At 50.2% G+C, this 22,667-nt stretch carries 19 protein-coding genes; 10 read left to right on the top strand and 9 right to left on the bottom strand.

The genetic code is table 11. From position 1 onward, the window contains the following. Window positions 1-40 precede the first annotated feature (40 nt). The 4 genes from coaE (at window position 41) to NC980_RS06580 (ending at window position 4,024) form a co-directional block, all read left to right on the top strand. Window positions 41-634: a dephospho-CoA kinase gene (coaE, locus tag NC980_RS06595; protein ID WP_190378038.1), complete on the top strand. Its 594-nt coding sequence runs from the start codon at window positions 41-43 to the stop codon at window positions 632-634. 55 nt (window positions 635-689) lie between these two features. Then, on the top strand, window positions 690-1,265 hold the full coding sequence (locus tag NC980_RS06590; protein WP_190377974.1) for a hypothetical protein: 576 nt from the start codon (window positions 690-692) through the stop codon (window positions 1,263-1,265). 182 nt (window positions 1,266-1,447) lie between these two features. Beyond that, entirely contained in the window at window positions 1,448-2,485 is a 1,038-nt protein-coding gene (locus NC980_RS06585; RefSeq protein WP_190377973.1) for a fatty acid desaturase, read from the top strand. Window positions 2,486-2,998: 513 nt separating this feature from the next. Next, the gene (locus tag NC980_RS06580) at window positions 2,999-4,024 is read left to right on the top strand and encodes a PEP-CTERM sorting domain-containing protein (protein ID WP_190377972.1); all 1,026 of its coding nucleotides are present in this window, start codon (window positions 2,999-3,001) and stop codon (window positions 4,022-4,024) included. 36 nt (window positions 4,025-4,060) lie between these two features. Here the strand turns inward: NC980_RS06580 and NC980_RS06575 are convergent, their stop codons facing one another. The 4 genes from NC980_RS06575 to NC980_RS06560 all read right to left on the bottom strand — a co-directional run bounded on the left by NC980_RS06575 (window position 4,061) and on the right by NC980_RS06560 (window position 9,147). Next, window positions 4,061-4,732 (bottom strand): cyanoexosortase A system-associated protein, encoded by a 672-nt coding sequence (locus NC980_RS06575; protein ID WP_347272651.1) that lies wholly within the window; start codon window positions 4,730-4,732, stop codon window positions 4,061-4,063. A gap of 5 nt (window positions 4,733-4,737) precedes the next feature. Beyond that, window positions 4,738-5,574: a cyanoexosortase A gene (gene crtA, locus NC980_RS06570; RefSeq protein WP_190377970.1), complete on the bottom strand. Its 837-nt coding sequence runs from the start codon at window positions 5,572-5,574 to the stop codon at window positions 4,738-4,740. 256 nt (window positions 5,575-5,830) lie between these two features. After that, on the bottom strand, window positions 5,831-8,878 hold the full coding sequence (gene ppc, locus NC980_RS06565; protein WP_190377969.1) for a phosphoenolpyruvate carboxylase: 3,048 nt from the start codon (window positions 8,876-8,878) through the stop codon (window positions 5,831-5,833). A 62-nt stretch (window positions 8,879-8,940) separates the two neighbouring features. After that, complete coding sequence (locus NC980_RS06560; RefSeq protein ID WP_190377968.1) at window positions 8,941-9,147, bottom strand: hypothetical protein; 207 nt, start codon at window positions 9,145-9,147, stop codon at window positions 8,941-8,943. 367 nt (window positions 9,148-9,514) lie between these two features. Between NC980_RS06560 and NC980_RS06555 the strand changes: the two genes are divergently transcribed. Beyond that, window positions 9,515-12,559 (top strand): DUF1574 domain-containing protein, encoded by a 3,045-nt coding sequence (locus tag NC980_RS06555; protein ID WP_348253912.1) that lies wholly within the window; start codon window positions 9,515-9,517, stop codon window positions 12,557-12,559. 26 nt (window positions 12,560-12,585) lie between these two features. Here the strand turns inward: NC980_RS06555 and NC980_RS06550 are convergent, their stop codons facing one another. Further along, entirely contained in the window at window positions 12,586-14,325 is a 1,740-nt protein-coding gene (locus tag NC980_RS06550; protein ID WP_190377966.1) for a DUF3352 domain-containing protein, read from the bottom strand. 159 nt (window positions 14,326-14,484) lie between these two features. Between NC980_RS06550 and NC980_RS06545 the strand changes: the two genes are divergently transcribed. Together NC980_RS06545 and NC980_RS06540 are read left to right on the top strand one after the other, a co-directional pair. Then, window positions 14,485-15,375 (top strand): CNNM domain-containing protein, encoded by an 891-nt coding sequence (locus NC980_RS06545; protein WP_199298630.1) that lies wholly within the window; start codon window positions 14,485-14,487, stop codon window positions 15,373-15,375. Next, window positions 15,368-16,285 carry a folate-binding protein YgfZ gene (locus NC980_RS06540; protein WP_190377965.1) on the top strand — a complete coding sequence of 306 codons (918 nt, stop codon included), beginning with the start codon at window positions 15,368-15,370 and terminating at the stop codon, window positions 16,283-16,285. The genes NC980_RS06545 and NC980_RS06540 overlap by 8 nt, the downstream gene beginning before the upstream one ends. Before the next feature lie 21 nt (window positions 16,286-16,306). Here the strand turns inward: NC980_RS06540 and NC980_RS06535 are convergent, their stop codons facing one another. Beyond that, on the bottom strand, window positions 16,307-16,828 hold the full coding sequence (locus tag NC980_RS06535; RefSeq protein ID WP_190377964.1) for a DUF4330 domain-containing protein: 522 nt from the start codon (window positions 16,826-16,828) through the stop codon (window positions 16,307-16,309). 190 nt (window positions 16,829-17,018) lie between these two features. Here NC980_RS06535 and NC980_RS06530 point away from each other — a divergent pair, with 190 nt between their 5' ends. After that, window positions 17,019-17,849: a M48 family metallopeptidase gene (locus tag NC980_RS06530; protein WP_190377963.1), complete on the top strand. Its 831-nt coding sequence runs from the start codon at window positions 17,019-17,021 to the stop codon at window positions 17,847-17,849. A 51-nt stretch (window positions 17,850-17,900) separates the two neighbouring features. On the opposite strand, the gene NC980_RS06525 is transcribed toward NC980_RS06530, so the two are convergent. Both NC980_RS06525 and NC980_RS06520 read right to left on the bottom strand, forming a co-directional pair. Next, complete coding sequence (locus tag NC980_RS06525; protein WP_190377962.1) at window positions 17,901-18,656, bottom strand: metallophosphoesterase family protein; 756 nt, start codon at window positions 18,654-18,656, stop codon at window positions 17,901-17,903. A gap of 256 nt (window positions 18,657-18,912) precedes the next feature. Beyond that, entirely contained in the window at window positions 18,913-19,635 is a 723-nt protein-coding gene (locus NC980_RS06520; protein ID WP_190377961.1) for a DUF1995 family protein, read from the bottom strand. Between the two features lie 76 nt (window positions 19,636-19,711). On the opposite strand from NC980_RS06520, the gene NC980_RS06515 reads away from it, so the two are divergent. Further along, window positions 19,712-20,611, top strand: coding sequence for a class II fructose-bisphosphate aldolase (locus NC980_RS06515; RefSeq protein ID WP_190377960.1), 900 nt, complete (start codon window positions 19,712-19,714; stop codon window positions 20,609-20,611). Between the two features lie 52 nt (window positions 20,612-20,663). On the opposite strand, the gene NC980_RS06510 is transcribed toward NC980_RS06515, so the two are convergent. Further along, window positions 20,664-21,269, bottom strand: a complete 606-nt coding sequence (locus NC980_RS06510; RefSeq protein WP_190377959.1) for a TetR/AcrR family transcriptional regulator — start codon at window positions 21,267-21,269, stop codon at window positions 20,664-20,666. Window positions 21,270-21,371: 102 nt separating this feature from the next. Here NC980_RS06510 and NC980_RS06505 point away from each other — a divergent pair, with 102 nt between their 5' ends. Further along, entirely contained in the window at window positions 21,372-22,667 is a 1,296-nt protein-coding gene (locus NC980_RS06505) for an HlyD family efflux transporter periplasmic adaptor subunit (protein ID WP_190377958.1), read from the top strand.

Raw genomic sequence — 22,667 nt, 5'->3', positions numbered from 1 at the left:
TTACACTAGATCAAGAAATTTGAGGACACCTTGCATGGGATTGACCCGCAGGATCGGAATTACGGGCGGAATCGGGATGGGTAAAACCACAGTTTCAAATTATCTCGCTGCTGCACATCGTTTACCGATTCTAGATGCAGATTTGATTGCGCGGGATGCAGTCGCACCAGGATCGCCGATTCTGGCTCAAGTCATCGATCGCTATGGCGCTCATCTCCTCCGAATCGATGGTACGCTCGATCGAGCAAAACTAGGCACGATCGTCTTCTCTAATCCCACTGAACGCATTTGGCTAGAGCAGCAGATCCATCCGTATGTGAGGCAAATGCTTGAAGCCGAGTGCGATCGTCTTGCTCAAACTCACCCAACGATCGTGCTTGTGATTCCGCTCCTGTTTGAAGCCAATATGACCGATTTAGTGAGTGAGATTTGGGTGATTTGTTGCTCGGAGTCGCAGCAAATTCAACGGCTGATGCAGCGTGAAAAGTTGAGCCTAGAGCAAGCCCAAGCGCGAATTCAAAGCCAAATGCCGATCAAGCAAAAGCGCGATCGGGCAAACGTCATTCTTGATAATTCCACAACGCCTGAAGCCTTAATGCGCCAGGTCGATCGGGCTTTATCGCCAACAAGTTGACAACCGACCATCATCGACCGCTAGACTGTTCAAGACTGAATCGGAAAAATTTCTTATGGCAGCCACCTTACAACAAATTGCAGGTTATCTCGACCTTAAAGCGTGGAAATATCGCATTGACGAGGAAGGCAGCCGGATTCTGACCGGAGTGTACGGTGAGAATTTAGAAGATTTTTTGATTGTGATCCAACTCGATGAAGAAGGCGAATTCTTCGAGATGTTCGCACCACGGGTGTTATCAGGAGTCAAAGACCATCCGCATAAAGCGGCAATTCTACAAACAATGCTGGCAATTTCTTGGGAAACCAAGATGTTGCAGTGGGAATACGATCCCTCAGACGGCGAGATTCGTGCAATCATCGAGTTTCCGCTAGAAGATTCTACTTTGACCGAGCGCCAGTTCAACCGATGCTTACATAGCCTCGTAGAGTTAGTGGATGAACTCGCTTTACCGCGCTTGAAGGCAGTGATGGAAACCGGCGAAGATCCTGGCGATCTTGAAGAAGGCGAACGCTTGTTACTAGCGCTACAGGAAGAAGCACCAGGACTACTGACCGTTCTAGAGCGAGCAATGGAAGCACGAAAGCGACGGGGGCGACGCTTGCCCTCAGAAGGAAAAGACGAATCCTGAAGTCAGGATCAGGAAACGTGGTATAACAATTAAGGTTTCTTAATAAGAAAACACAATACTTTAATAATCTGAAATCGGGTTGCCGTCGCTTGGAGCCTGATTTTCGTGCGGCAAATGTTTGATCGAGCATTTGTCTCAACGATTGTGTTTTTTACAGTCCTTTCCGGAGAGAAAGATCGTTCATGACAGCATCGCTCACGCCCGATTATTCGACTCTGACGAGTCCCGAAACAAAACTTCGATTGAAAGACATTATCAAGACGCTACCGCGTGAGTGCTTTCAAAAAAATATGCAAAAAGCCTGGACAACCTTAATCGTCAATGTTTTGATGGTGGGCTTAGGCTACTGGAGTATTCAGGCTTCTCCCTGGTTTCTCCTGCCGTTTGCCTGGATTTTTACCGGAACGGCACTCACTGGCTTTTTTGTAATCGCGCACGACTGTGGACATCGATCGTTTGCCAACCGTAAATGGGTAAACGATCTCATTGGTCACATTTTTATGGCTCCGTTGATCTACCCGTTCCATTGCTGGCGGATTTCACACAACCAACACCACAATCACACCAACAAAATGGATGTGGATAATGCGTGGCAACCGTGGCGACCGGAAGTGTATGACAGTCTCGACCCAATTACAAGAATTGCTTACAAAACGACTCGCGGACGGCTCTGGTGGTTAGCATCGGTTCTGCACTGGGCAATCGTTCACTTTAACCTAGCGAACTACAAGCCGAAAGATCACGGCAAAGTGAAATTGTCGATCGCGGTTGTCGTTGCGTTTGCGGCAATCGCTTTTCCTGCTTTGCTTCTAACGGTTGGTGCGTGGGGTTTTGTTAAGTTCTGGCTGATGCCCTGGTTAGTTTATCACTTCTGGATGAGTACCTTTACGCTGGTTCACCACACCTTACCGGACATTCAATTCAAAGAGCCAGAAGAATGGGATGCCGCCCAAGCGCAATTGTTCGGAACCGTGCATTGTGACTATCCCAAGTGGATTGAATTTCTCTGCCACGATATCAATGTCCACATTCCGCATCACCTTTGTACAGCGATTCCGTCCTACAATCTGCGGCTGGCTCATCATAGCTTGACCCAAATTTGGGGAACTCAGCTAAGGCAGTACAAGTTCTCCTGGGGTTTGATGAAAGAGATCACCGATCGCTGTCATCTGTACCACCCAGAGTACGCTTACCAATCGTTCCGCTCCTACAAAAAGTAGCAGCCAAGAAGAGGATTAAATGCAAAACTCCGATCGAACGATCGGAGTTTTTTGTTAACAGCCAGTTCTATAAGCCGCACTAATATCTGCCGCAAGATGCTGGCAGTTCGATCGAAGGATAGAGGAAACATTCAACCCCACGGGAGGCACGATCGCGCGGCGGCAAATTGTATTCTATGAGCATAAGTTAACAGCCTATACGGAAGCTAAATATGTCAAGTCGGGGAGCCAAAAAGCTCCCCTTATTATTTGGATGCTTTAAAGAAAACAGAAATTCTACTGAGAATTACAAAATTCATATTATTGAAATCTTAATAGTGAGAAATATCAGATTCCGTGAATATTCAGGTTTAATATTTAAGCTTGTGTAAAACAATGCAGATAGTGCTAGAGAATACTACAGGGTTCTGTTAGAAATACTTAGCTGTTCTACAGCAATGACGATTCTGCGAAGCGACAAGGTTACGGGGGCATCGACCAATTTCTCTCCGTTCTACTGAAAGGTCTCCTCGTATGACAACTGATCCGCATGGTTCCCAGAATTTTCCTGAACCGCATTCCATCCCGGCAGCGCCTACAAACGCGAAGCTGCCGCAGTTTATGATCGTGCGAAATTATTCCTCGCAACGCCGTGTTTCAGCGCGGCGATCGTCTTTGGCTCGATTAAGCATTGGCATTACCAGTAGCTGGCTTGTCGGTAATATTGCGCTCCCGGCTTATGCTGCTACTTTCATCAACAATTCAGGTATTCAATTTGAACAAGACACAACCCTCGAGTCTAACTTTGTCGAATCTCACGGGGCGTATCAATCCACCTTCGGCGTAATTAACCTGGACACAAAAGAGAAAACGCCGTTGCTAACTGAAACCCAGCCCTCTGACGGGTCTGAAACAATCTTCAAGCCTTCCTCTTTCCGCAGCCACCTTGGAACGGCTACCGACTTCAAGGGCACGCCTGGCAATGCAGTTCCGAAGCCCGTGGCGCAGTACAAATTTAGAGCAAACCAGCGATACGTGCTGTATCTAGAATCTACTTACAAAGGTCGTCCGACTGGCGTAGTTTACTCAAACAATGTCCTGAATCCTAATCGCGAGCAGCAGGTGCAATTTGCTGGGGGAGTGAATGATTTGTGTACGAGTGGAATCACGATCGGCTGGGACGATACTGGCTCAAGGCTGGTGCGAAACCGCCAGCAGGAAGACCGGGATTTTGATGACTTTGTGGTGCAGATGAAGAATACAACCTGCGGAATTGGCAGCGATCAGATCACGCCGCAGCCAGAGCCACCGCCATCCGTGGTTGCTGAGTTACCGCCTGCTCCTTCTTCGGGAGGAGTCAGCCCGCTCTGGGCAACACCGCTCTTGCTGCTTCCCCTTGTTTTTGGTTCCGATCGAGGTGGGTCTAACCCAGACACTCCATCAGGCTGCTCAGGCGGAAATTGTAAGCCTATCCCAGAACCGCTGACGATTTTGGGATCAGGAAGCGCGATCGCAATGGCAGCATTGATGGAGCGACGCAGAAAACGCAAGCGTAAGTAGGAATACTGGCGCGGCGCATTGCGCCGCGCCAGTTGCTTAAGATTCAGGCGGATAGTTGTTTTGCCACCATTGCACCCATTCAACCCAAGCTTGTTCGAGTTCTGGTTCAGAACTCGTCGTTGAAGTGGAGGTTATGGGCGTTGACATTCTCACCCAAAGACAGCGCAAATCTCGCAGCGGAACCTGTCCTAGAAACCAAGGCAGCGCCCGGCGAGCCAGCACATCGAAACGATTCTGGGCGTTGCGGAGCTGACCATTTGTGATGGTTGTTTCTCGCGTTGCTGGAATGCAGCCCGTGATGAAAAATTGCTTCGATCTCTGATAAACTGCATGCGTCCCAACGCTGGATTGAGCGGGCGTAAGCGGAATGCGCTCCATCTCAACCGTACTGTCTTTAACAATATCCGAGACTGAGGAGTAGTTGCGAAGATAGCGCATTTCGATATTGATCGGCTGACCGTTGCGGAGATAGCGGTAATGCCGTCCTGAAACGGTCAAATCATCCACGCTGGTCGCGAGAGAAGGCGTGTAGAGCTTTTGTTGCCCGATCGGGCTAGCTTGCGCGAATTGCCAGCGAGACAGAGGAATAGAAGCGGGAAATGTGTAGCTCGGTGGCACCGGTTTTTGTGCAGGGGTGAGCACCAACTTGAGCAATACCAAGCCGCTGCTTACGAGCGCTGCGCTTAACCAAAAATTACGAGTTTTCACCCAGTTCAAGCTTGCACCTCCTCTTCTTCTTCAGCCCGATCGACTTGCTCTAACAGCACGTAGCACAGTAAGCCAAACAGCGAAACAGAAATCAATGAAAAAATCAGCGATCCGGTTCCAAGATGCCAGTAGTCGAATGCGTCTCGATTGTTTTGCGCGACTAAGACTGCCATCAGCGCAACTCGAATGCTGTTGACCACAAAAGCGATCAGCACAGCCGCAATCGACACAATCAGCGATCGCATCCAGCCGATCGGAAACACCAGCACAAACAGAATACCGAGCGATAAGTGTTGCCAAATCAACTGAAGTCCAGAGCAGCCGGGATAAACTTCAACGCTCCCGGTCGGTAAATGCAGCAACACTCCTTCTTGAAGGACGCGAAAGCCTGCATACCAGAGCAAACTACCGCTAAATTCTGCGGTGAGCGGAGAGATATCGAACTGCGACAGAATGGTGGTCGTGGGGATAGCCATTAAACCCAGAGTCAAGAGTTCGCGCCAATAACAATTGAGCGTGAAGCCAGAAGCAAGTAGCGCGACGCTGATTCCAGACATCAGCGGCAGAAACCGCATAAATGAGTCGTACTCATTGACAGTAAGGCTTCTAAGTAATATCCAGGCAATGCAGGCAAGCCCGATCGCGCTAGCGATGGGAGTGCTCTTGAAGTTGAGTTCCTGCCGTCTGCGCCAAATCATAAACCAAGCGGCTGCCCAACAGACGATCGAAGCTTCCAAAAATTGCCCCTGATGACCGGTTCTCCAGATCAGTTGGAAATGGATGGTCGTCAAGGCAACTGCGATCGCTAGCAGTAAGTAACGGGTGTTGAAAAACCCTTTCATGGGGTACGACTTTATTAAAGACTGCAAAATCAAAAAAGCTAGGGCTTACGATACTTAGTCTTGCGGATAATTTCTAGTCGCTCAGGATAGATTGCCTAAGTAGATGAATCGTTAAGGGAGAATTTTAAAGCAATGTAATACCCATTCAAACAACAAATGTGGCGGATCACCGATTTGTTGCATTCGCGATCGTAGCGACGCAATTCATCGCGTCGCTGGATATAGGAGCACAATACCAGCGATAAAATTAGCCCCATCAGCCCGTATTTCTCATCCCCGCAGCAATACCGTTGATGGTTAACAACGCGCCGCGTAGGAGTTCACCTTTGCTGTAGCGCGATCGCACCACTCCTGAAGCTGCCAGCGTTTTATGCTGCCGCAGTCGCTTCAGCAGAGACACTTGCAGAAATCCCAGAGGAACGATCGTGCCATTGCGTAACTGCACCGATCGCTGAAGCTCTGGATCGCCGTCTAATAGGCGATTGTGTCCGGTAATCGTTAGCACTAGCTCACGAGTGAGGAGATACTCGTTGCGAATCTGCTCGAACACGGGAGCAAAGCGCTCTCGATCTTCAGGCTGCGTCAGTTCATCAACATAGTGACCCGCAATTTGCAGATCGACTTTAGAAAGCGTCATTTCTACTCTGGAAATCGCCATCTTGAAGAAGGGCCATTTGTAGTAGAAGTGCCGTAGAAGCTGCATATGTTTTTCTGGAGCTTCATCCAGGAAACCTTGCAGCGCCGTACCCACACCGTACCAAGATGGCAGCAGAAATCGGCTTTGCGTCCAGCTAAATACCCAAGGAATTGCCCGCAGGCTAGCGAGATCTTTCTTGCCACCCCGACGCGCTGGACGAGAGCTAATTTGAAGCTGACTGATTTCCTCGATCGGCGTGACTTGATGGAAGAAATCAATAAAGTCCGGTTGTTCGTAGATTAGAGCGCGGTAGTGAGAGCGCGATCGTGCCGCTAACTCTTCCATCACCTGCTGCCACGGCGCAATTTCATCAAACTTATTGTGTAATAGACTGCCTTGAATCACGGCAGTCGTTACCGTTTCTAAGTTGTAAATCGCGAGCTCAGGCAGCGAATACTTCGATGCCAGCACTTCACCTTGTTCGGTAATTTTGATCCGACCATTCACACTATGTCCGGGCTGCGCCAAAATTGCTTCGTAAGCCGGGCCGCCCCCACGTCCCACCGAACCCCCGCGACCGTGGAAGATCCGCAGCACGACCCCATGCTCATCTGCAATACTTTGCAGCGCTTGCTGCGCTTTGTGAATCTCCCAATTGCTGCTGAGAAATCCGGAGTCTTTGTTGCTGTCAGAATAGCCCAGCATCACTTCTTGCAGTGCAGTTTTAACTCCGATCGACTCAAATCCACCCGCTAACAACGCCTTATAAAACGGTAAGTCAAACACGCCCTGCATGATATTAGGCGCTTTTTGCAAGTCCTCGACCGTTTCAAACAGCGGCACAACTTGAATTGCCCCGACTCCGGTAACGGGATCGTAAAGCCCCGCTTCTTTGGCAAACAGCAGCGCTTCCAGCAAGTCACTGACATCGTGACTCATGCTGATGATGTAGGTATGGCAAATATCGATCCCAAATTCCTGCTGTAGCTTGCGAACCATGCGGAAGGTTTCGATCGTTTCGCGAGTGCGATCGGAAAAAGGCATCTCGGTCGGAATCAACGGTCTGCGCGTCTGTAGCTCAGTGATCAGCCATTGGCAGCGTTCCGCCTCGGTCATGTCGTTGTAGGCTTTGGGCAGAACTTGCAGGTACTCCACAATTTCATTCATCGTTTCTGAATGACGCGGGCTTTCCTGCCGAATGTCTAAATGCGCCAAATTAAATCCGAAAATTTCGACTTGGCAGATCAAATGATCGAGATCGCGACAGCTTAATCCGGTTGCAGATAAATTGCCTTGAATCAGGCGCAGTTCAGCCAAGAAATCGTCGCCCGATCGATAAAATGTGGCTTCATCATATTCGGGAATTTCCTGCTGAAGTCCGTCGCCGTTTGAAAGGATATGATTGCGATCGAGCGTATTTTCAAGTCGCTTGCAAATATAAGCAAGCTTGAGGCGATATGGTTCTTGGCGAAAGCGGATGGATAAACGATCGTACACATCCGGCATTCGCTGTTGATCTTGTTCTAATGATTCGAGCAAATCCGGTAGCACATCGCTCCAATGCAGCGACAGACTCAGCAAGTCACTCAGCGACTGAATTGATTGAACATAGCGCTCCAGCACCATACGTCTTTGATAACAGGCAGTTTGCCAAGTGACTTGCGGTGTAACCGAGGGATTGCCATCGCGATCGGCTCCCACCCAAGAGCCAAACTGGCAGAAATTGCGGCGCGGCATCTGCATTTTGGGGAACGAGCCGTGAACCGCCTCTTCTAATCGCTGATACAGATGCGGAATCGCGTCGAAAATCACTTCTCGGAAGTAATGCAGCGCGTGATCCACTTCATCTAAAACCGTGGGCTTAAACTGATGCAGTTCATCGGTGCGCCACCACAGGCGGATTTCTTCGGTGAGCTGATCGCGCAGGGCATCGGCTTCCCAAGACGAAGAAAGACCGACCGCTTTCAAGCTGTCTTCGACGCTATCGAGTTGCCGCAGGATCTTGGCGATGCGGCGCTGTTTATCGCGAATCGTGTGGCGCACAATCTCAGTCGGGTGCGCGGTAAAGACCAGCCACACATCGAGCTGATTAATCAAACGCTGAATCTGCTGCGGTGGGACATTTAACTGCTTTAAGCGCGGAAACAACCAGTGAAACGTGCCAATTTCACGCCGAGAAGCCGATTCGTGCAGACTTCTTTCTAGAAAGTCGGCTTCGGGTCGTCCGGCATCTTCCTCGGTGGCATACGCCTGCCGTTCATGTTTCGGATCGGGCTGAGCATGTCCCTCACGCGCCATGCGATATTGCAACTGCTGATCGCGCTGTTCGTAGTGTTGCTCAACGATATTGATCAACTGAAAGTAGAGCGCGAAAGCACGAGCCGCCCGAATCGCCTCATTTAAATCGAGCTTTTCCACGACCTGCAGCACTTCAGACCCGGTAAAGGTCGTCGCTTGTCCCTCTGGAGAACACATCTGCCGCAGTTGATTCAACAGATCGACCAGTTCTTGCCCGCACTCTTGGCGCAACACCGCTTCCCAAAGGTCTTCAACAATCTTGAGCCGATGACGCAGAAATAAATCAGACATCAGCGTGGTGACATCTTCAGAGGTCGCTGTGGTGATGCTGGCTGAAAATTCGTCAGAAGAGGGTCGGGTCGAACTCATACAGTATTCCAGAGGGGTTCAACAATTTTAGGAGAGAAGGGTAAGCTTGGGGAGACGATCGCTCACGAATTTGGCGGGAAATCCAAATGGGGAAGTCGATCGCCCCGAAATAGTTCTTCGCTCATCGTGCCGAGTTCTTGAAGGGTTTGCGCGATCGCGTGTCCTCCAATCAAAGCGACCAAAACGGGAATCGTTGCAACACTTAAGGCGACATCAGGATCAACAAAAGAATCAATAAAGCCGAAAATGTGATCGAAGTCAGAGTTCATTAGATTGTAGATTCCAACGCGAAGTAAACCAGTGTCTAGAGTAACAGTCTAAACGGTGCATCATTTCTCCAGGTGTTTCTAAAGCGATAAAGTCTCGAATTCAGCCGCATCGTGGATCTGAAAAGCTAGCCAGCAACGCGCGGACGGAGCCGCAGCACTTTAGAGTTATCGAGTAGAGTCTGAAAAAATTGCGTCCATCGCACAGTTTGTGCTTACCATAGCTAAAAAAAGTGTATCAAAATCAAAAGTTAAGCTTAAATGCTGCAAGGTCGGATCGAGGGCAAAAAACTTAGACCCTGAATCAGAACTCGCTTGATTCAGGGTGTGCCGCTGAGTGTTGAACATCATACAGGGAAGCAGAATTCGGATGGGGAATCGATCGCCGTATACAGTCTCTTCGTCACCCAGAGCCGTTGGATCACGGTTGCCGTTGCTGCCGTGGCTCTACCGTGTGATCGGCATTCCTAAGATTCAGCTACAAGTGCGGCTCCGCGGAAATAATCTCTATATCCTAGCGGAAGGGCGCAACTGTCCGGATCGATCGCTGATGTTTGAACACCTGGTTCGGGCACTGGCAAAAACCGAGATCGAAACGCTTCTACCGCCTTCGCAGCCGAAAGTTTATCAGGTGATTCTTTACGGTCGTCGCGCTGGAGAACCGCGCCCAGAGTGGGCAGAGGTGATCCACGTTGCCCAGATCGATCGCTATTTAGAGGATCTACAAGGCGCGAAAACCGAGAGTGAAACGACGGTCGCAATCGAGCTTGCCAATTTGGGCATGGCAAAGCGCGGCAGACCGGATGCGATCGCGCGTTATTTGAGCGAAGCATTAGCTGCGTTAGGCGTTGCGGTGCGTGCCAGCGTCAAATCGGCAGCGCTGCCCGAAGAACCCGAACTGCCTCAAATGGCAAATCTAGCCTCGGTCTTGAGCAGTACGGCTTCACTGACACCGCAAGCGCTGCTGAATCGTCTGTGGGTCGTCTGCGAATCGGTCTACAGTCCCGACACATCGCTGCTGAGTGAAACGATCGCCCAAAAGCTGCGGGACTTAGAACTGGATGGATTTCGCGATGCGATCGTCTTTAGCCGCGTTCGGGGAGAAGCGGAGCCAGAATGGGTGCTGCGGGTCGATCTGACTCCACCCCAGGAAATGCTGAAGGACTGGGCACGTTGGGGCGATGTCGAAGCGCTGACGCGCTTGATGAATAGTGCCGTGCGGGATCAAGGGGTAGACCTATCTGCCACCTTGATGGACAAGACGCTGCACGTGACGGCTCAACGCCTGAATGCCCCCGAAAAAGAGCGAATTTTCGCCGCGATCGCACCGCTGATCGACACGATCGCGCCGCAAGGCATTCGAGCGATGGCAGTTTACGGACTGAGCAGCACGCCCAATCCGGTGCCGCACTTGTCGATTCCCGATGCGCCGGTTTGGGTGCAGTGGATGGATTTACCCGCCGCAGAGCATCCCGCTTTGTCTGAATCGACGCGCCTCCTTGCTCAAGAGGGCGACTTGAGCGCGATCGCGTTTTTGCTGACTCGCTTGCTCAATCCGCATCTCGATACGCAGTTAGCCACAGGCGGAATTCGGCTGCAAATCCGACAGAAAGAAGATTTGCTGCACATTATGACCGATGCACCCATTTGCCCGTCTCAGAGTCAAGTGGGCGCAAAAGTCGTGAAATTTATTCGGGCATTAAAGCTGCCGGATGTGCAAGGCGTGCGAGTTTATGGGCGACGATCGGGACAAAAGCGCCCCCTGTGGAGCTACGGCGCTGATTTTGCCTCTCGCGATCTCAATAGCACTCGTCGGACACGATCGACCCCCGAAGCAACTCCAGAATTTGCGACTTCGGATGCGTATGTGGGCGATCTGCTAACCAGAGAACCCGGAGCGCTCACGGTTCCAGAGTATGAAGATGTCGAGCCAACGCTCTGGGAGCAAGTGGCTGAAGCAATTCAGGGGGGAATGGCGCGGACTCGACTGTTTACGATCGAATCCGAAACCGCACCAAATACCGCTCGCGCTGCCCATACGTCTGCTCCGAATGACGCAAGAGTGGCGATCGTCTGGGCAGTCTTAGGGATTTTGCTGACGGTTCAAGCGGATTGGCTGCTGGGGCAATGGGTCAAACCGCTGATTGCCACGAAACCGACTCCGATCGCTTCGCCTGCTCCTTTGCCACCAGAGCAACTGACGTTACCGCAATTGTCTCTGCAAAAATCCGCAGGATTTGATACCCTTGGTTCCGGCTTTACGCGATCGACCCAGACGTTACTGACACCCGGATCAGGCTCAACAGCGCTTTTAGCCTCGCCGTTGAAGCCGAAAGCCGCGATCGATACCTCGCGATCGCCGTATCCTACGTTTAACGCTCCACAAATCGACGAAAAGTTCGTGTTGTATCGGCAGTACGTCGCGCAGTATGGTGCGCCCGATGTGCTGATTGTTGGAAGTTCAAGAGCAATGCGCGGGGTTGATCCAGTTGCACTAGAACAGGCTCTTGCAACTCAGGGCTATTCTGGAATGCGAGTGTTTAACTTTGGCATCAATGGCGCAACGATTCAGGTTGTAGATCTAGTTGTACGGCGATTGTTGGCATCGGAAAAACAGCCAAAACTGATTTTGTTTGCCGATGGGTTACGGGCATTTAACGAGGGGCGACCCGATGCGACGCATAGCGCGATCATGTCCTCTCCGGGCTATCGCAAGCTGCCCGAAGTTGCGATCAATGCGGCTCCCAGTCCCACGCAAGCCTTCACAAAGCCCCTAGAGACGATCGTTCGCACTCCTACCACGGTTGCCGATCGCTATCAATCTTTTAACGACCAGCTTTTACAGCAAACGGGTCAGCTTTCGACGATTTGGAATCAACGCGATAAGCTGCAAACCCTGATTAAGCGCAGTTTATCGTTTAGTTTTAGCCCGATCGCGACCTCAGAAGCTGATCCAGAATCGACGATCGTTCAAGATGGACAAGGCTTGATCGATATCAATGGCTTTTTGCCGATTTCTTTGCGCTTTAATCCAGTCACGTACTATCAAAAATATGCCAGAGTTCCGGGAGAAAGCGATGCGGACTACGCCAATTTCAACTTAGACGGCGCACAAACTCAGGCATTGCGATCGCTAGCGCAGTACACCAAGTCACAGGACATTCCTTTGGTTGTGATTAATTTGCCGCTGACTGAGAACTATCTCGATTCCTATCGACGTGAGCGAGAACAGCAGTTTCAGCAATATCTGATGCGAATGTCTGGGGAACTTGGCTTTACGTATCGCGATCTGCTTGAGAATTGGAAGAATACACCTGACTTTTTCTCTGATCCAAGCCACCTCAATCGTTACGGTGCTCATGCTGTTTCGACGCATCTTGCGAAAGATCCGCTCATTCCCTGGAGGAAACGCTAGGCATGAGCGGAAAGTTCTGACTTTGTTTAGCGCTTCTGGCGTGAGGCAAGCGCTAAAAAGCCGTCGAACTGAACTTGATCGCCAGTAATCGTACTCGCACCGCTAATGCTGCGAATGCTGGCTAATGTATCTTGCACTTGCGTTAAAAATGGATTTCCTGCCATCGATCGACCCATGAACGCGGGTAACACTCCATTGTTCACAAACGCCATGAATGCGCCTTGATTCACATAGAAATAGCCCAAATTCGCATTGGGAAAGGGCGCGATCGCAGCCTGGAAATTCGCGCTTTGGGTGAGATTCCGTTGTGGCTTCGGGTTAAATTCACTCATAGAACCGCCCCCAAACAGCATGATTAGCGTGTTGTCATCTGTCCAACCGTGACTAAATAAGTTCAACGATCGACCGTTAGCAACGGCTCCATAGTTAGCGAAGGGCTGTCCAGCAATCTCGCCTTGCTGTACCAAGGGCTTGCCGAGTCGGGGTGTGATAAATGTATTGAATTTTTTCAGGGCTGCTTCAGCCGCCGGACGATCGCTCGTTTGCATCATCATCCCCATGGCAATATCCAAGTTGGGAGACATCGCTGGAATGAAGCCTTTGCTCGTCGGGTAAGCAAATAGAACATATTCACCGTTCATCCAGGGGAGAACATCACGATCGTCTACCCCAATAAAACTTTGCAGCGTTTGTCGCACTTGGTCTAGGCTTTTTCTCCAAGTGGGTTGAGTGTCTAGCGCGGTTGTCAGAACACGCCAGTAAACGGCTAGATTTTGACTGTTTGACATCATGTAATTGACTTCGGGCAGTCGCTCTAGAATCTGATTGCGCGTGATGAGCGAGGATCGCAAGTCTTCTGGAACAGCTTGTTTAAGGTTGACGGCAAGTTGCAGGCGCATTCCAGTTGGTTCTGCCCAGACATACCCCTCAGCAGTGTCGTAAAACTGCGAGAGTGGATCAATCTGATTGGGATCGAAGGCTGGCGGTACGGGGCTATTTGGATTGATTTTGCGAAGCTCTTCGAGTTGGGCTTGACTGATTTGAGTGATCGCTTTGATGGCTTCGGTGTACTTGCCATATAGGGTCGCGATCGCCCGGCTCGATTTCGGATTGCTGATCAAACGTTGAAATTTAGGATTGTCTGCCAACTTGCCTTGAGCATCAAGCATTTCCTGGATGGCTGCGGCAGAATCTGAACTGACGAAATAACCGGGAAGCACTGCGATCGCGAGTTTTGGAACTTGGAAAAATTGAGGCTCTGTTGCTTCGGGTTTTTTTGTGGCTTTCGCTGGAACAGGTTCAGGTGGCTTTTCCAGCTCAAATTCTAAAATGGTTGCGCCTTTGTACTGAATCTCTTTTGGTGCTTTGGTGCGAGCAGCCTTGATGCGATCGACATACCCATTTAATGCAGCTTGATCTTTCACCGATGAAACCATCAGAACGCTCTTTGCTGACAGTAACGCCACGCCAAACTGATCCCCCAACCACGGCTGGACATCCTTAGCGAAACTCATTCCTGCTTCAGCCGGATAAAAGATTCCTCCCGGAAACGCTAGATCAGTTGGAAACAGATTGAACTGGCTCAATTGTTGCCAGCGATCGTCCTGGGTATTAATCATCACAACGCCCAATGTTTCTACTGGTAGAATCCCAGCAATCGAGGTCGATTGTGTGACCGGCGCAGAAGCCGGCGCAGGTTGAGCAAACACTTTCGACGGCGCGATCGGTAGCTCCGGCGCAGCAACCAGATTGAGAGCAGCAAGCATCGTAAACAAAGAACGTTTTAGCAACATAATCGGTGGGATTAACGTAATAATTAAAATCCTGCCTGAGAGGCTAGGATCACTAAGATCGTTGAGTAATCTTTACATTAGGGTTCCCAAACACCCGACCTCATCGTGCTGCGAACACTGGGAGAAACCATTTTGACGACTCTTGAGACATTTGAAATTGAAACCGCAGAAACGCTGGTCAGATTAGCAGTCTTGCTAATTTTTGTGGTCGCTGTTGCGTTCTTTGTGGCAGCAGAACTGGCGATCGTGTCTGCCTCAAAAGGCGAAATCGACTCGCTCGCCCGTCAAAGCGATCGCCCTGGAACTCAAAAAGCCGCTCAACTGGTTCAGAAGGCGCAAAACAATCTCGGACAATATCTCTCTGTAACGCAAACTGGAACGACGGCTGGAAGCCTCTTACTCGGATGGTTAGGAGAAGGCGCAACCGTTCATTGGATTGAACCTTGGATCAGTCTGCTGCCGATTGGACATCTTTCTGTGATGATTACAACGCATACGATCGCAACCACGATCGCGTTTCTGATTGTGACTTACGTTGAAATCGTATTAGGTGAACTGGTACCAAAAGTATTGGCGGCTCATGCTCCAGAAAAAACTGCGCTGTTGCTAATTCGTCCGCTTCAGATTTGCTCTTATTTATTTTTTCCAGCCTTGGTCATTCTCAATGCAACGGTACGATTGTTAACCGGACGGATTACCAATCGCGATCGCATTACCGAAGATGAATTTATTCGTAAAGATGAGTATTCTGTGCTGTTAGCTGGAACGGCTGATCTCACAATCGTCAATCAACAATTGCATCTCAGCCTGCCTGCGAGTGATGCCTATCGAACGGTGGCAGGGTTTATGATTCATCACTTAAATCGAGTTCCGGCAACGGGAGATCGACTCCAGTGGGGTGAATTGGAGTTTGAAGCCACCCGCGTGGTAGAAAATCAAATAGAAACGCTTTTATTGCGTCAGGTGACTCGCCCCCTAGAAGGCGTACCCGAAAAAACACTAGCTGCTAGTTCTTATGAGTGAAACAATCAATTCTGGTGTCGTGTTTTACGATCGCACCCCTTGGGGACGCATCACGGTGTCAGATACCGATCGTCTCAATTTTCTTCACAATCAAAGCACCAACACCTTCAAGCTCAGAAAACCGGGCGAGGGCTGTGATACGGTTTTTCTCACCTCGACGGCAAGAACGATCGATCTCGTAACCGCTTACATTCTCGAAGATTCCGTTTTACTGCTGGTTTCACCGGGAATGAGCGAGAAAATTATGGCGTTCCTCGATCGCTATATCTTCTTCGCAGACAAGGTGAAGCTCACTGATGTGACTGAACAAACCGCAGCGCTTAGCCTGCTGGGTGCAAAAAGTCATGACATCGTAAAAGCACTGGGCGCAGAGGATTTAATCAATCAGCCTTACGGAACGCATTGCCTCGTTGATCAGATTCGGATTGCCGTCGGTAGCGGTTTGGCAACCGAGGGCTATACCTTAATCTGTGATCGTGGTATCAACCTGAAGCAAAAACTAATTGACCTTGGCGTAACCGAAATCGATGATTCTGCCTGGAACACGCTCCGGATCGAACAAGGTCGCCCGCTGCCTGGAACTGAACTCACCGAGGATTACAATCCGCTTGAAGCGGGACTTTGGCACACGATTTCTTTTAACAAAGGCTGTTATATCGGACAAGAAACGATCGCCCGTCTCGACACCTACAACGGCGTGAAACAACAGCTTTGGGGAGTGAAGCTCAATCAACCGGTAGAACCGGGAACCCCCGTCAGGATTGAGGATGAAAAAGTGGGAATTGTTACAAGCGTTACAGGGTCGATCGGGCTTGCGTACATCCGCACAAAAGCAGGCGGTGCAGGCTTAAACGTCGATTTAGGTGAAATTATTGACGTTCCCTATTTGACTCGTGAGAAGCAGGCTTAACTGCTCCTCACTCAGTCGAGATCACGCTTTCTTATTAACCCGAATTGCCACAACGCTACTTGCGAAGTTGTAAGTCGGCCCATCAAGCTCGATCAGCGTTCCCACTTTGACTTTTTCGCCACCCAGCACAGGCGTTCCATCTACAACTGGAACTTCATTTGCCAGCGTCAGCAGCATATCGGTCGTCAACGCCAGCTCCGGACGAGGATCAGGGAATACCTTCAGCGTACCGTCAGGCTGTGGAGTGGCAACGGTACGCGGTAAAAACCGAATCTGCTTCAAGGTTGCCGTTCCTGAAGGCTGCTTTCGCACCAGAATATTCGTCGTCTCGCCAGGCTTGACAAAACTCTTCGGATCACTGGCACCTAATCCGCGCACCATTACATCCACCTCGACAGGCTGACGTGCCCCTTGCGCCACTGACCCCGATGCCCCTGGAAAAATAAAGATTCCGAACACCACCAGCAGCAGAACGATCGCCGCACCCACATCCAGGATGCTGACTTTACCAAAGAGCCGACCTTGGGAATCCACAATAGCCATAATAATGCTTAGTCTAGATGTCGTCTGCGTTGCCCCTGCTTAAAATCAAACACAGTCAACGCCAGTCAAGATTAGCACGACTCCGTGAAGCGATCGAGCAAAATTCTAGTTCTCCCGCAACTAAATTTGATCGAATTGCGTCTTGACCAAAATGTTGACCAAAGCGCCTCACGCATTTTTCTACCGCTCTATGATTACAAAAACTTTGCGTCGCCGTTGGCTGTATCCAGTCTTATCGATCGCCATGGCTACCGGAATTTTCTTCGGTCAGCCGCTGATTGCTCAAGCTATCTCCTGGGGAGATTTGCTCCGGGGGGGAGTCCAGATTTTTCAAGGCGTACAGCTTTCCCGCCTCAGCGATAACCAAGAAGCCGAACTCGGTCGCCAAATTAATGACGAACTTACCCGCTCTCAAGTCCGAATTGTGAGCGACCGCGCCTTAACTGCCTATGTCAATGAAATTGGTCAAAGGCTCGCAGCCAGTAGCGATCGGCCCAATATCCGCTATACGTTCCAAGTCGTCGATCAAAACAGCATTAATGCGTTTGCCACCATGGGCGGTTATGTCTACGTGCACCGAGGGCTATTAAACGCGGCAGACAATGAAGCTCAACTCGCCAGCGTCATCAGTCATGAAATTGGACATATTACCGGAAAACACGCTCTAAACCAAATGCGTCAGGCGGCTGTTCAACAGGGATTACTCGCAGCCGGGGGACTCGATCGCAGCACAGCCGTGAATCTCGGTGTTCAGCTTGCTCTACGCTTACCCAATAGCCGCCGCGATGAGTACGATGCGGATGCACGCGGATTACGCACCTTTAGCCGTGCGGGATATGCTCAATCCGAAATGGTCGCCTTTATGCGAAAACTGCTTAGATCAGCTTCGCCTCCCACCTTTCTTGCCAACCACCCTGCGACTTCCGATCGCATTACCCGTCTGCAACAACTGATTAGTGCTAGCCCCAGTCCCGGACGTGCGGGAACGGATGCTGCCAGCTATCGATCGCGCCTCCGCTAAAACCAAAGAACTCGGAGCGATAGAACGCTTCGAGTTTCATTGAATCTAAACTTATAGCCTTAATGCCTGTTGTCGCCCGCGTTTTCGAGGTTCAACAGGCATCACAATTTCATCCAACATTAAAGTCCGTACCTGATTCGTATAGACGTTAACCTGATACACTCGCTGAGCATCAATCTCTAGGGCTGTTAGCCACCCGCTTTTTGGATGGTATGCGCCGGTGTCGATGTCGATCCAACCTTGTCCACAGGCAACTGCGCCCGGTACAACTCCCTGAAACGTAAACGTGATCGTGTGCCCAGTAATAATCGTTTTGTTAGGGAAATAGGGCTGCCTTGAACTGTGGAACTCATCCCGAATCCAGCAAAACTCTGAATACCCCTGCTGCTCGATCGGGAGATCAGGATTAACGCCCGCATGAACCAACCAAACATCTCCTAGGTCTAAATAAGGCGGCAAGGTGCGAATCCATTTGACGTGTTCAGCGAGCAGCGCCATTGTGTTATAGCTCGAAACCGTCGCCCGCCCCCCGCTTTGTAACCATGCTTGAAGCGCAGGCGCATAGACTTGTCCATTCGGAAAAGCTTCGAGCAGCAAATGCTCATGATTACCCAGCAGAGATTGATATGGACTATTTTTAATAAACTCGACCACCTCGCAGCTTTGAGGGCCCCGATCGATTAAATCTCCTAGAAAATAGACCTGATCTTGCGATCCAGGTGCGATCGTGTCGAGCAAGTTCATCATCCCTTCGTAGTGACCATGCACATCTCCAATCACAATTCGACGTGCGGGTTGCTGACTCATGCGATCGTCCTTCGGAAACACTTAAGACTAGAAATTAGACACTGAAATACGAGAACAGTGGCTTGAGTATATGCCACAATTATGAGCCGTCCACCCCAGAGATGAACGATACTCATAAAATCCTCATGTTTTCTAGGATGCTATCCTCTTGCCTCTATGTTGCATCAGAGTTGCATCAGAAATTTGTTGATCGTAAAGTCGGTGCCCAAGCGGATGAGAAAGCACGGCAATATTGGGAAGGAACGTCCTAGCCTTTTTATCTCCCCAGCGCTTTGAGAAATTGCTGAAAGCCGGCAAATAGTCCAGGCTTTGTGGCTTGTCCCAAGACTCCTGCAAAGATTTCGTCCAGTCTTTCGGAGTCTGGCCGCTCTTGCTCTTCAGCAATCAGTTGATACTCGCCGTCGGGAGCATACCAGACTTGCCAAGGAGATGGGTAACAGCGCAAAATTGCCGATTGATCATCGAGCGGGCGCAAATAATAGCAAGGCTCGATCGTATCTAAAAATCGCAGTCTCAATTGTCGTCCCGCATATCCAATCCCGATCATTGCCACATCTTCGAGTCTGGGATTGAGCAAGATCACCGGACGTTCGCCTGCAGCATTACAAATCTGCTCGACGGGATTCACTTCTACCGAACTCGGCGCAACGAAAACATAGAGTTCGTCTTCAGGCTCGACTTGTTCCTCAACTGGAGTAGTTTGACGCGAACCTGCCACATCTAAGCTACGAATTTTAAACGGAACGTCTTGCCAATCTCGCTTTGCCAGCGCTGCAAATCCAGCATCCGTGAAAAATAGCTTTAATCCTTCACCTCGATCGCGAAAAATTGAAATAAATTTCTCTGCGATCGGCATCGCTTTTAGTTCTGGAAACACAAGCTCAACTTGTAAGCGGGTGTATCCTGCTGCAAGTGCAGCTTGAGTCGCGCTTTGGGCTTGAGCGATCGCGTCATCTAAGGTATCTGGCAGTCCAGTCATATCAGGTTGTCTTAAAACAGCAGTATTCCAGCAAGGCTTATCGTACAATGCCTTTATTCTAGAGGAACGACGGCTCATGCTGACTTCGACACGGGAATTGCTGGAAACAGCGCGACGGAATATTTACGCGATCGGCGCGTTCAACGTCTACAACCTCGAAGGAGTCAAGGCAGTGATCAGCGCTGCCGAAGTGAGCCGCAGCCCCGCAATGCTACAACTGCATCCCAGCGCGCTGAAATACGGCAATTCTCCGCTGGTGGCGATGTGCCTGGAAGCAGCAGTGGCGGCGACGGTTCCGATTTCTGTTCATCTTGATCACAGCACTTCGGTTAAAGATATCGATCTCGTTTTACAAGAAGGTGTGCGGTCGATTATGGCGGATGGTTCCCCAATGCCGTATGAGAAAAATCTGGAATTCACCCGCGACATGACCCGATTGGCGCACTCCTACAGCGCGATCGTCGAAGCCGAAATCGGACGAATCAGTGGCACCGAAGATGGATTAACGATCGCCGAAAAAGAAGCGAAAATGACCGGCCCACAGCAAGCGGTTGAGTTTGTACAAGCGACAAACGTTGACGCGCTGGCGGTGACGATCGGCAATGTTCACGGCGAGTATAAAAGCCCCCCTCGTCTAGATTTTCCCCGGTTGGAGCGCATTCGCAATTTATTAGACATCCCGCTGGTTCTGCATGGCGCATCGGGCTTACCTGCGGAAATGATTGCCCAATCGATTCAACTCGGTGTCTGTAAGTTCAATGTCAATACCGAAGTGAGACAGGCTTATATGCAGGCATTAAAAGATGAAATTTGCGGTCAGGGCGACAAGGATTTATTAGAGGTGACTGGAGAAGCGATCGCGGCAATGCAAGAGGTGATCATTGATAAATTAGAGCTTTTCGGCTCTGTTGGCAAAGCTCACTTGCATGAAACGCCTTACGCTACCGTTTTAGCCGCTGCTGCACACCAAAACTAGCCTGTAGCAAAATGAGCAGAGGCGATCTAACCGCTTTTTGGATCTATTGGATCTAATCGCTTCTTGAATGACTGACAATCAGCGCAATTAACTGATCAACGATGCGATCGCGGGACAAATCAATCCAAGTTTCACCATGCAGCATTTTTTGCAAAATTACCCAAGATACCAGCGAGCCAAAGAAGATTTGGGCGATCGCTTCCGGGTCGTCAATCTTTAATTCTGGATGATGCCGGAGGTATTCACAAAGTAGTTTCTTACCGCGTTGTGCCACCGTTTCAACAAATAGCGTTGCTAGCTCTGGAAATCGCTCTGATTCACCAATGACAATCCGCAGGAGCGAGACATACTGACTGTTATCCACCACTTGCGTAAAGTAGATTTCTGCTAATTTCCGCAGCAGCGTTTCAGGGTCAATCTGGTGCGGATCAAGTTGAAATACCACCTCGAATCGGGTGAGCGTTTCGCCTTCAATTAATGACCGGAACAAACCTTCCTTGTCCTGGAAGTGACTATAAATAGTTTGCTTAGAAACACCTGCTTCAGCAGCAATGCGATCCATACTGGTTCCTGCATAGCCCGATCGCAAAAACACAGCCATTGCACCTTTGAGAATCTGATTCCGTTTTGCAGATTGGCGTTCACTCGTCACTGGCATTGGTTAACTTTTTCAACGGATAATCGTTTAATCATACTAGACCGTCTAGTATGATGTGTATTCTGCAAATAGAACTTTGCACTCAGAATCTTGCCTTGTCTTATGACTCAGATACTTCCCCAGCCAGCGAATCAAGCTCCGAGTGCGCCGACGACAAAGCCCTCTCGACGATCGAAGAAAATGCTGATCCTTCCGGGGTTGATTGCGATCGCAGGGATTGGCTTTGCAACCTGGCGATTGATGCCGCAACCTGAAGCGACGACTTTGCCGCTGAGTGGACGGATTGAGGCAGACGAAACTGAGATTGGGGCAAAAACGGCGGGGCGCGTGACGGCGGTGAACTTCCGCGAAGGCGATGAGGTGCAGAAAAATCAGGTGGTGGCACAGCTCACCGATGAGGAAGTGAATGAGCAATTAAGCGCCACCGCCGCGCAAGTGGCAGCAGCACGGCAGGAAGAGCAACAAGCTCGATTAGACATTGCTGTGGCAGAAAGCAAAATTCAAGAAGCGCAATTAAATCTGCAACAGTCCCAAGGCGATGCGCGGGGACGAATTAATCAGGCATCTTCGACTGTAGCAGCAGCGCGAGCGCAGTTAGCGCAAGCAAACGCCAATGTCAAACAGGCACAAGCCCAGTTGAAAGAAGCCCGATCGAGAGCGAGCCTTGCCGTTAAAGATCGCGATCGTTTTGCTCAGTTAGTCACGCAAGGAGCGATCAACAAACAACAGTTTGACCAAGCCCAAACGAATGTTGAAACAGCTCAGGCTGCGGTAGATACGGCACTGGCAACCATACAAGCGCGTCAAGAAGCAGTGACGGCTGCAAGCGAACAATTGAGCGCGGCTCAAGGTGGATTTACTCAAACCCAAAGCACCGGATTAAATCCCGACATTCGTAGCGCTCAGCTAGCTGGACTCGAACAACAACGCGACCAATCGCGATCGCGATTAATCGCAGCCCAAGCGAAAGTGAGAAATGCGTTAGCCAATCAGCAGCAAATTCAAAGACGATTAGATTCGTTTGTCGTGAGAAGTCCGATTCATGGCGTTGTGACCGCTCGACCTATTGAACCTGGGGCTGTTGTGGCTACCGGAAAAACATTGTTGACCGTAATTGACTTGAATACGGTTTATCTGCGCGGCTACATTCCGCAAGGTGACATCGGTAAAGTGCGGGTGGGTCAACGCGCTCAGGTGTTTCTTGACTCGAACCCGAAGCAGCCATTGAGCGCGAGAGTTGCCGCGATCGATCCAAAAGCTTCTTTCACACCAGAGAACATTTATTTCCGCGACGATCGGGTCAAGCAAGTATTTGGGGTGAAGATTACGATCGATGATCCGAGGGGATATGCCAAGCCCGGAATGCCTGCGGATGGGGAAATTATGCTTAAGGAGTAG

This window comes from Leptolyngbya sp. AS-A5 (genome assembly GCF_039962495.1).
Taxonomy (GTDB): domain Bacteria; phylum Cyanobacteriota; class Cyanobacteriia; order Leptolyngbyales; family Leptolyngbyaceae; genus Leptolyngbya.
Note: the sequence above shows the minus strand (reverse complement) of the source record. Positions and strands in the feature narration are given on the sequence as shown.

Coding starts and splice junctions, on each gene's coding strand:
- NC980_RS06590 (WP_190377974.1), top strand. CDS start 690: ATGGCAGCCACCTTACAACAAATTGCAGGTTATCTCGACCTTAAAGCG.
- NC980_RS06585 (WP_190377973.1), top strand. CDS start 1,448: ATGACAGCATCGCTCACGCCCGATTATTCGACTCTGACGAGTCCCGAA.
- NC980_RS06580 (WP_190377972.1), top strand. CDS start 2,999: ATGACAACTGATCCGCATGGTTCCCAGAATTTTCCTGAACCGCATTCC.
- crtA (WP_190377970.1), bottom strand. CDS start 5,574: ATGAAAGGGTTTTTCAACACCCGTTACTTACTGCTAGCGATCGCAGTT.
- ppc (WP_190377969.1), bottom strand. CDS start 8,878: ATGAGTTCGACCCGACCCTCTTCTGACGAATTTTCAGCCAGCATCACC.
- NC980_RS06560 (WP_190377968.1), bottom strand. CDS start 9,147: ATGAACTCTGACTTCGATCACATTTTCGGCTTTATTGATTCTTTTGTT.
- NC980_RS06555 (WP_348253912.1), top strand. CDS start 9,515: ATGGGGAATCGATCGCCGTATACAGTCTCTTCGTCACCCAGAGCCGTT.
- NC980_RS06550 (WP_190377966.1), bottom strand. CDS start 14,325: ATGCTTGCTGCTCTCAATCTGGTTGCTGCGCCGGAGCTACCGATCGCG.
- NC980_RS06540 (WP_190377965.1), top strand. CDS start 15,368: ATGAGTGAAACAATCAATTCTGGTGTCGTGTTTTACGATCGCACCCCT.
- NC980_RS06535 (WP_190377964.1), bottom strand. CDS start 16,828: ATGGCTATTGTGGATTCCCAAGGTCGGCTCTTTGGTAAAGTCAGCATC.
- NC980_RS06530 (WP_190377963.1), top strand. CDS start 17,019: ATGATTACAAAAACTTTGCGTCGCCGTTGGCTGTATCCAGTCTTATCG.
- NC980_RS06525 (WP_190377962.1), bottom strand. CDS start 18,656: ATGAGTCAGCAACCCGCACGTCGAATTGTGATTGGAGATGTGCATGGT.
- NC980_RS06520 (WP_190377961.1), bottom strand. CDS start 19,635: ATGACTGGACTGCCAGATACCTTAGATGACGCGATCGCTCAAGCCCAA.
- NC980_RS06515 (WP_190377960.1), top strand. CDS start 19,712: ATGCTGACTTCGACACGGGAATTGCTGGAAACAGCGCGACGGAATATT.
- NC980_RS06510 (WP_190377959.1), bottom strand. CDS start 21,269: ATGCCAGTGACGAGTGAACGCCAATCTGCAAAACGGAATCAGATTCTC.
- NC980_RS06505 (WP_190377958.1), top strand. CDS start 21,372: ATGACTCAGATACTTCCCCAGCCAGCGAATCAAGCTCCGAGTGCGCCG.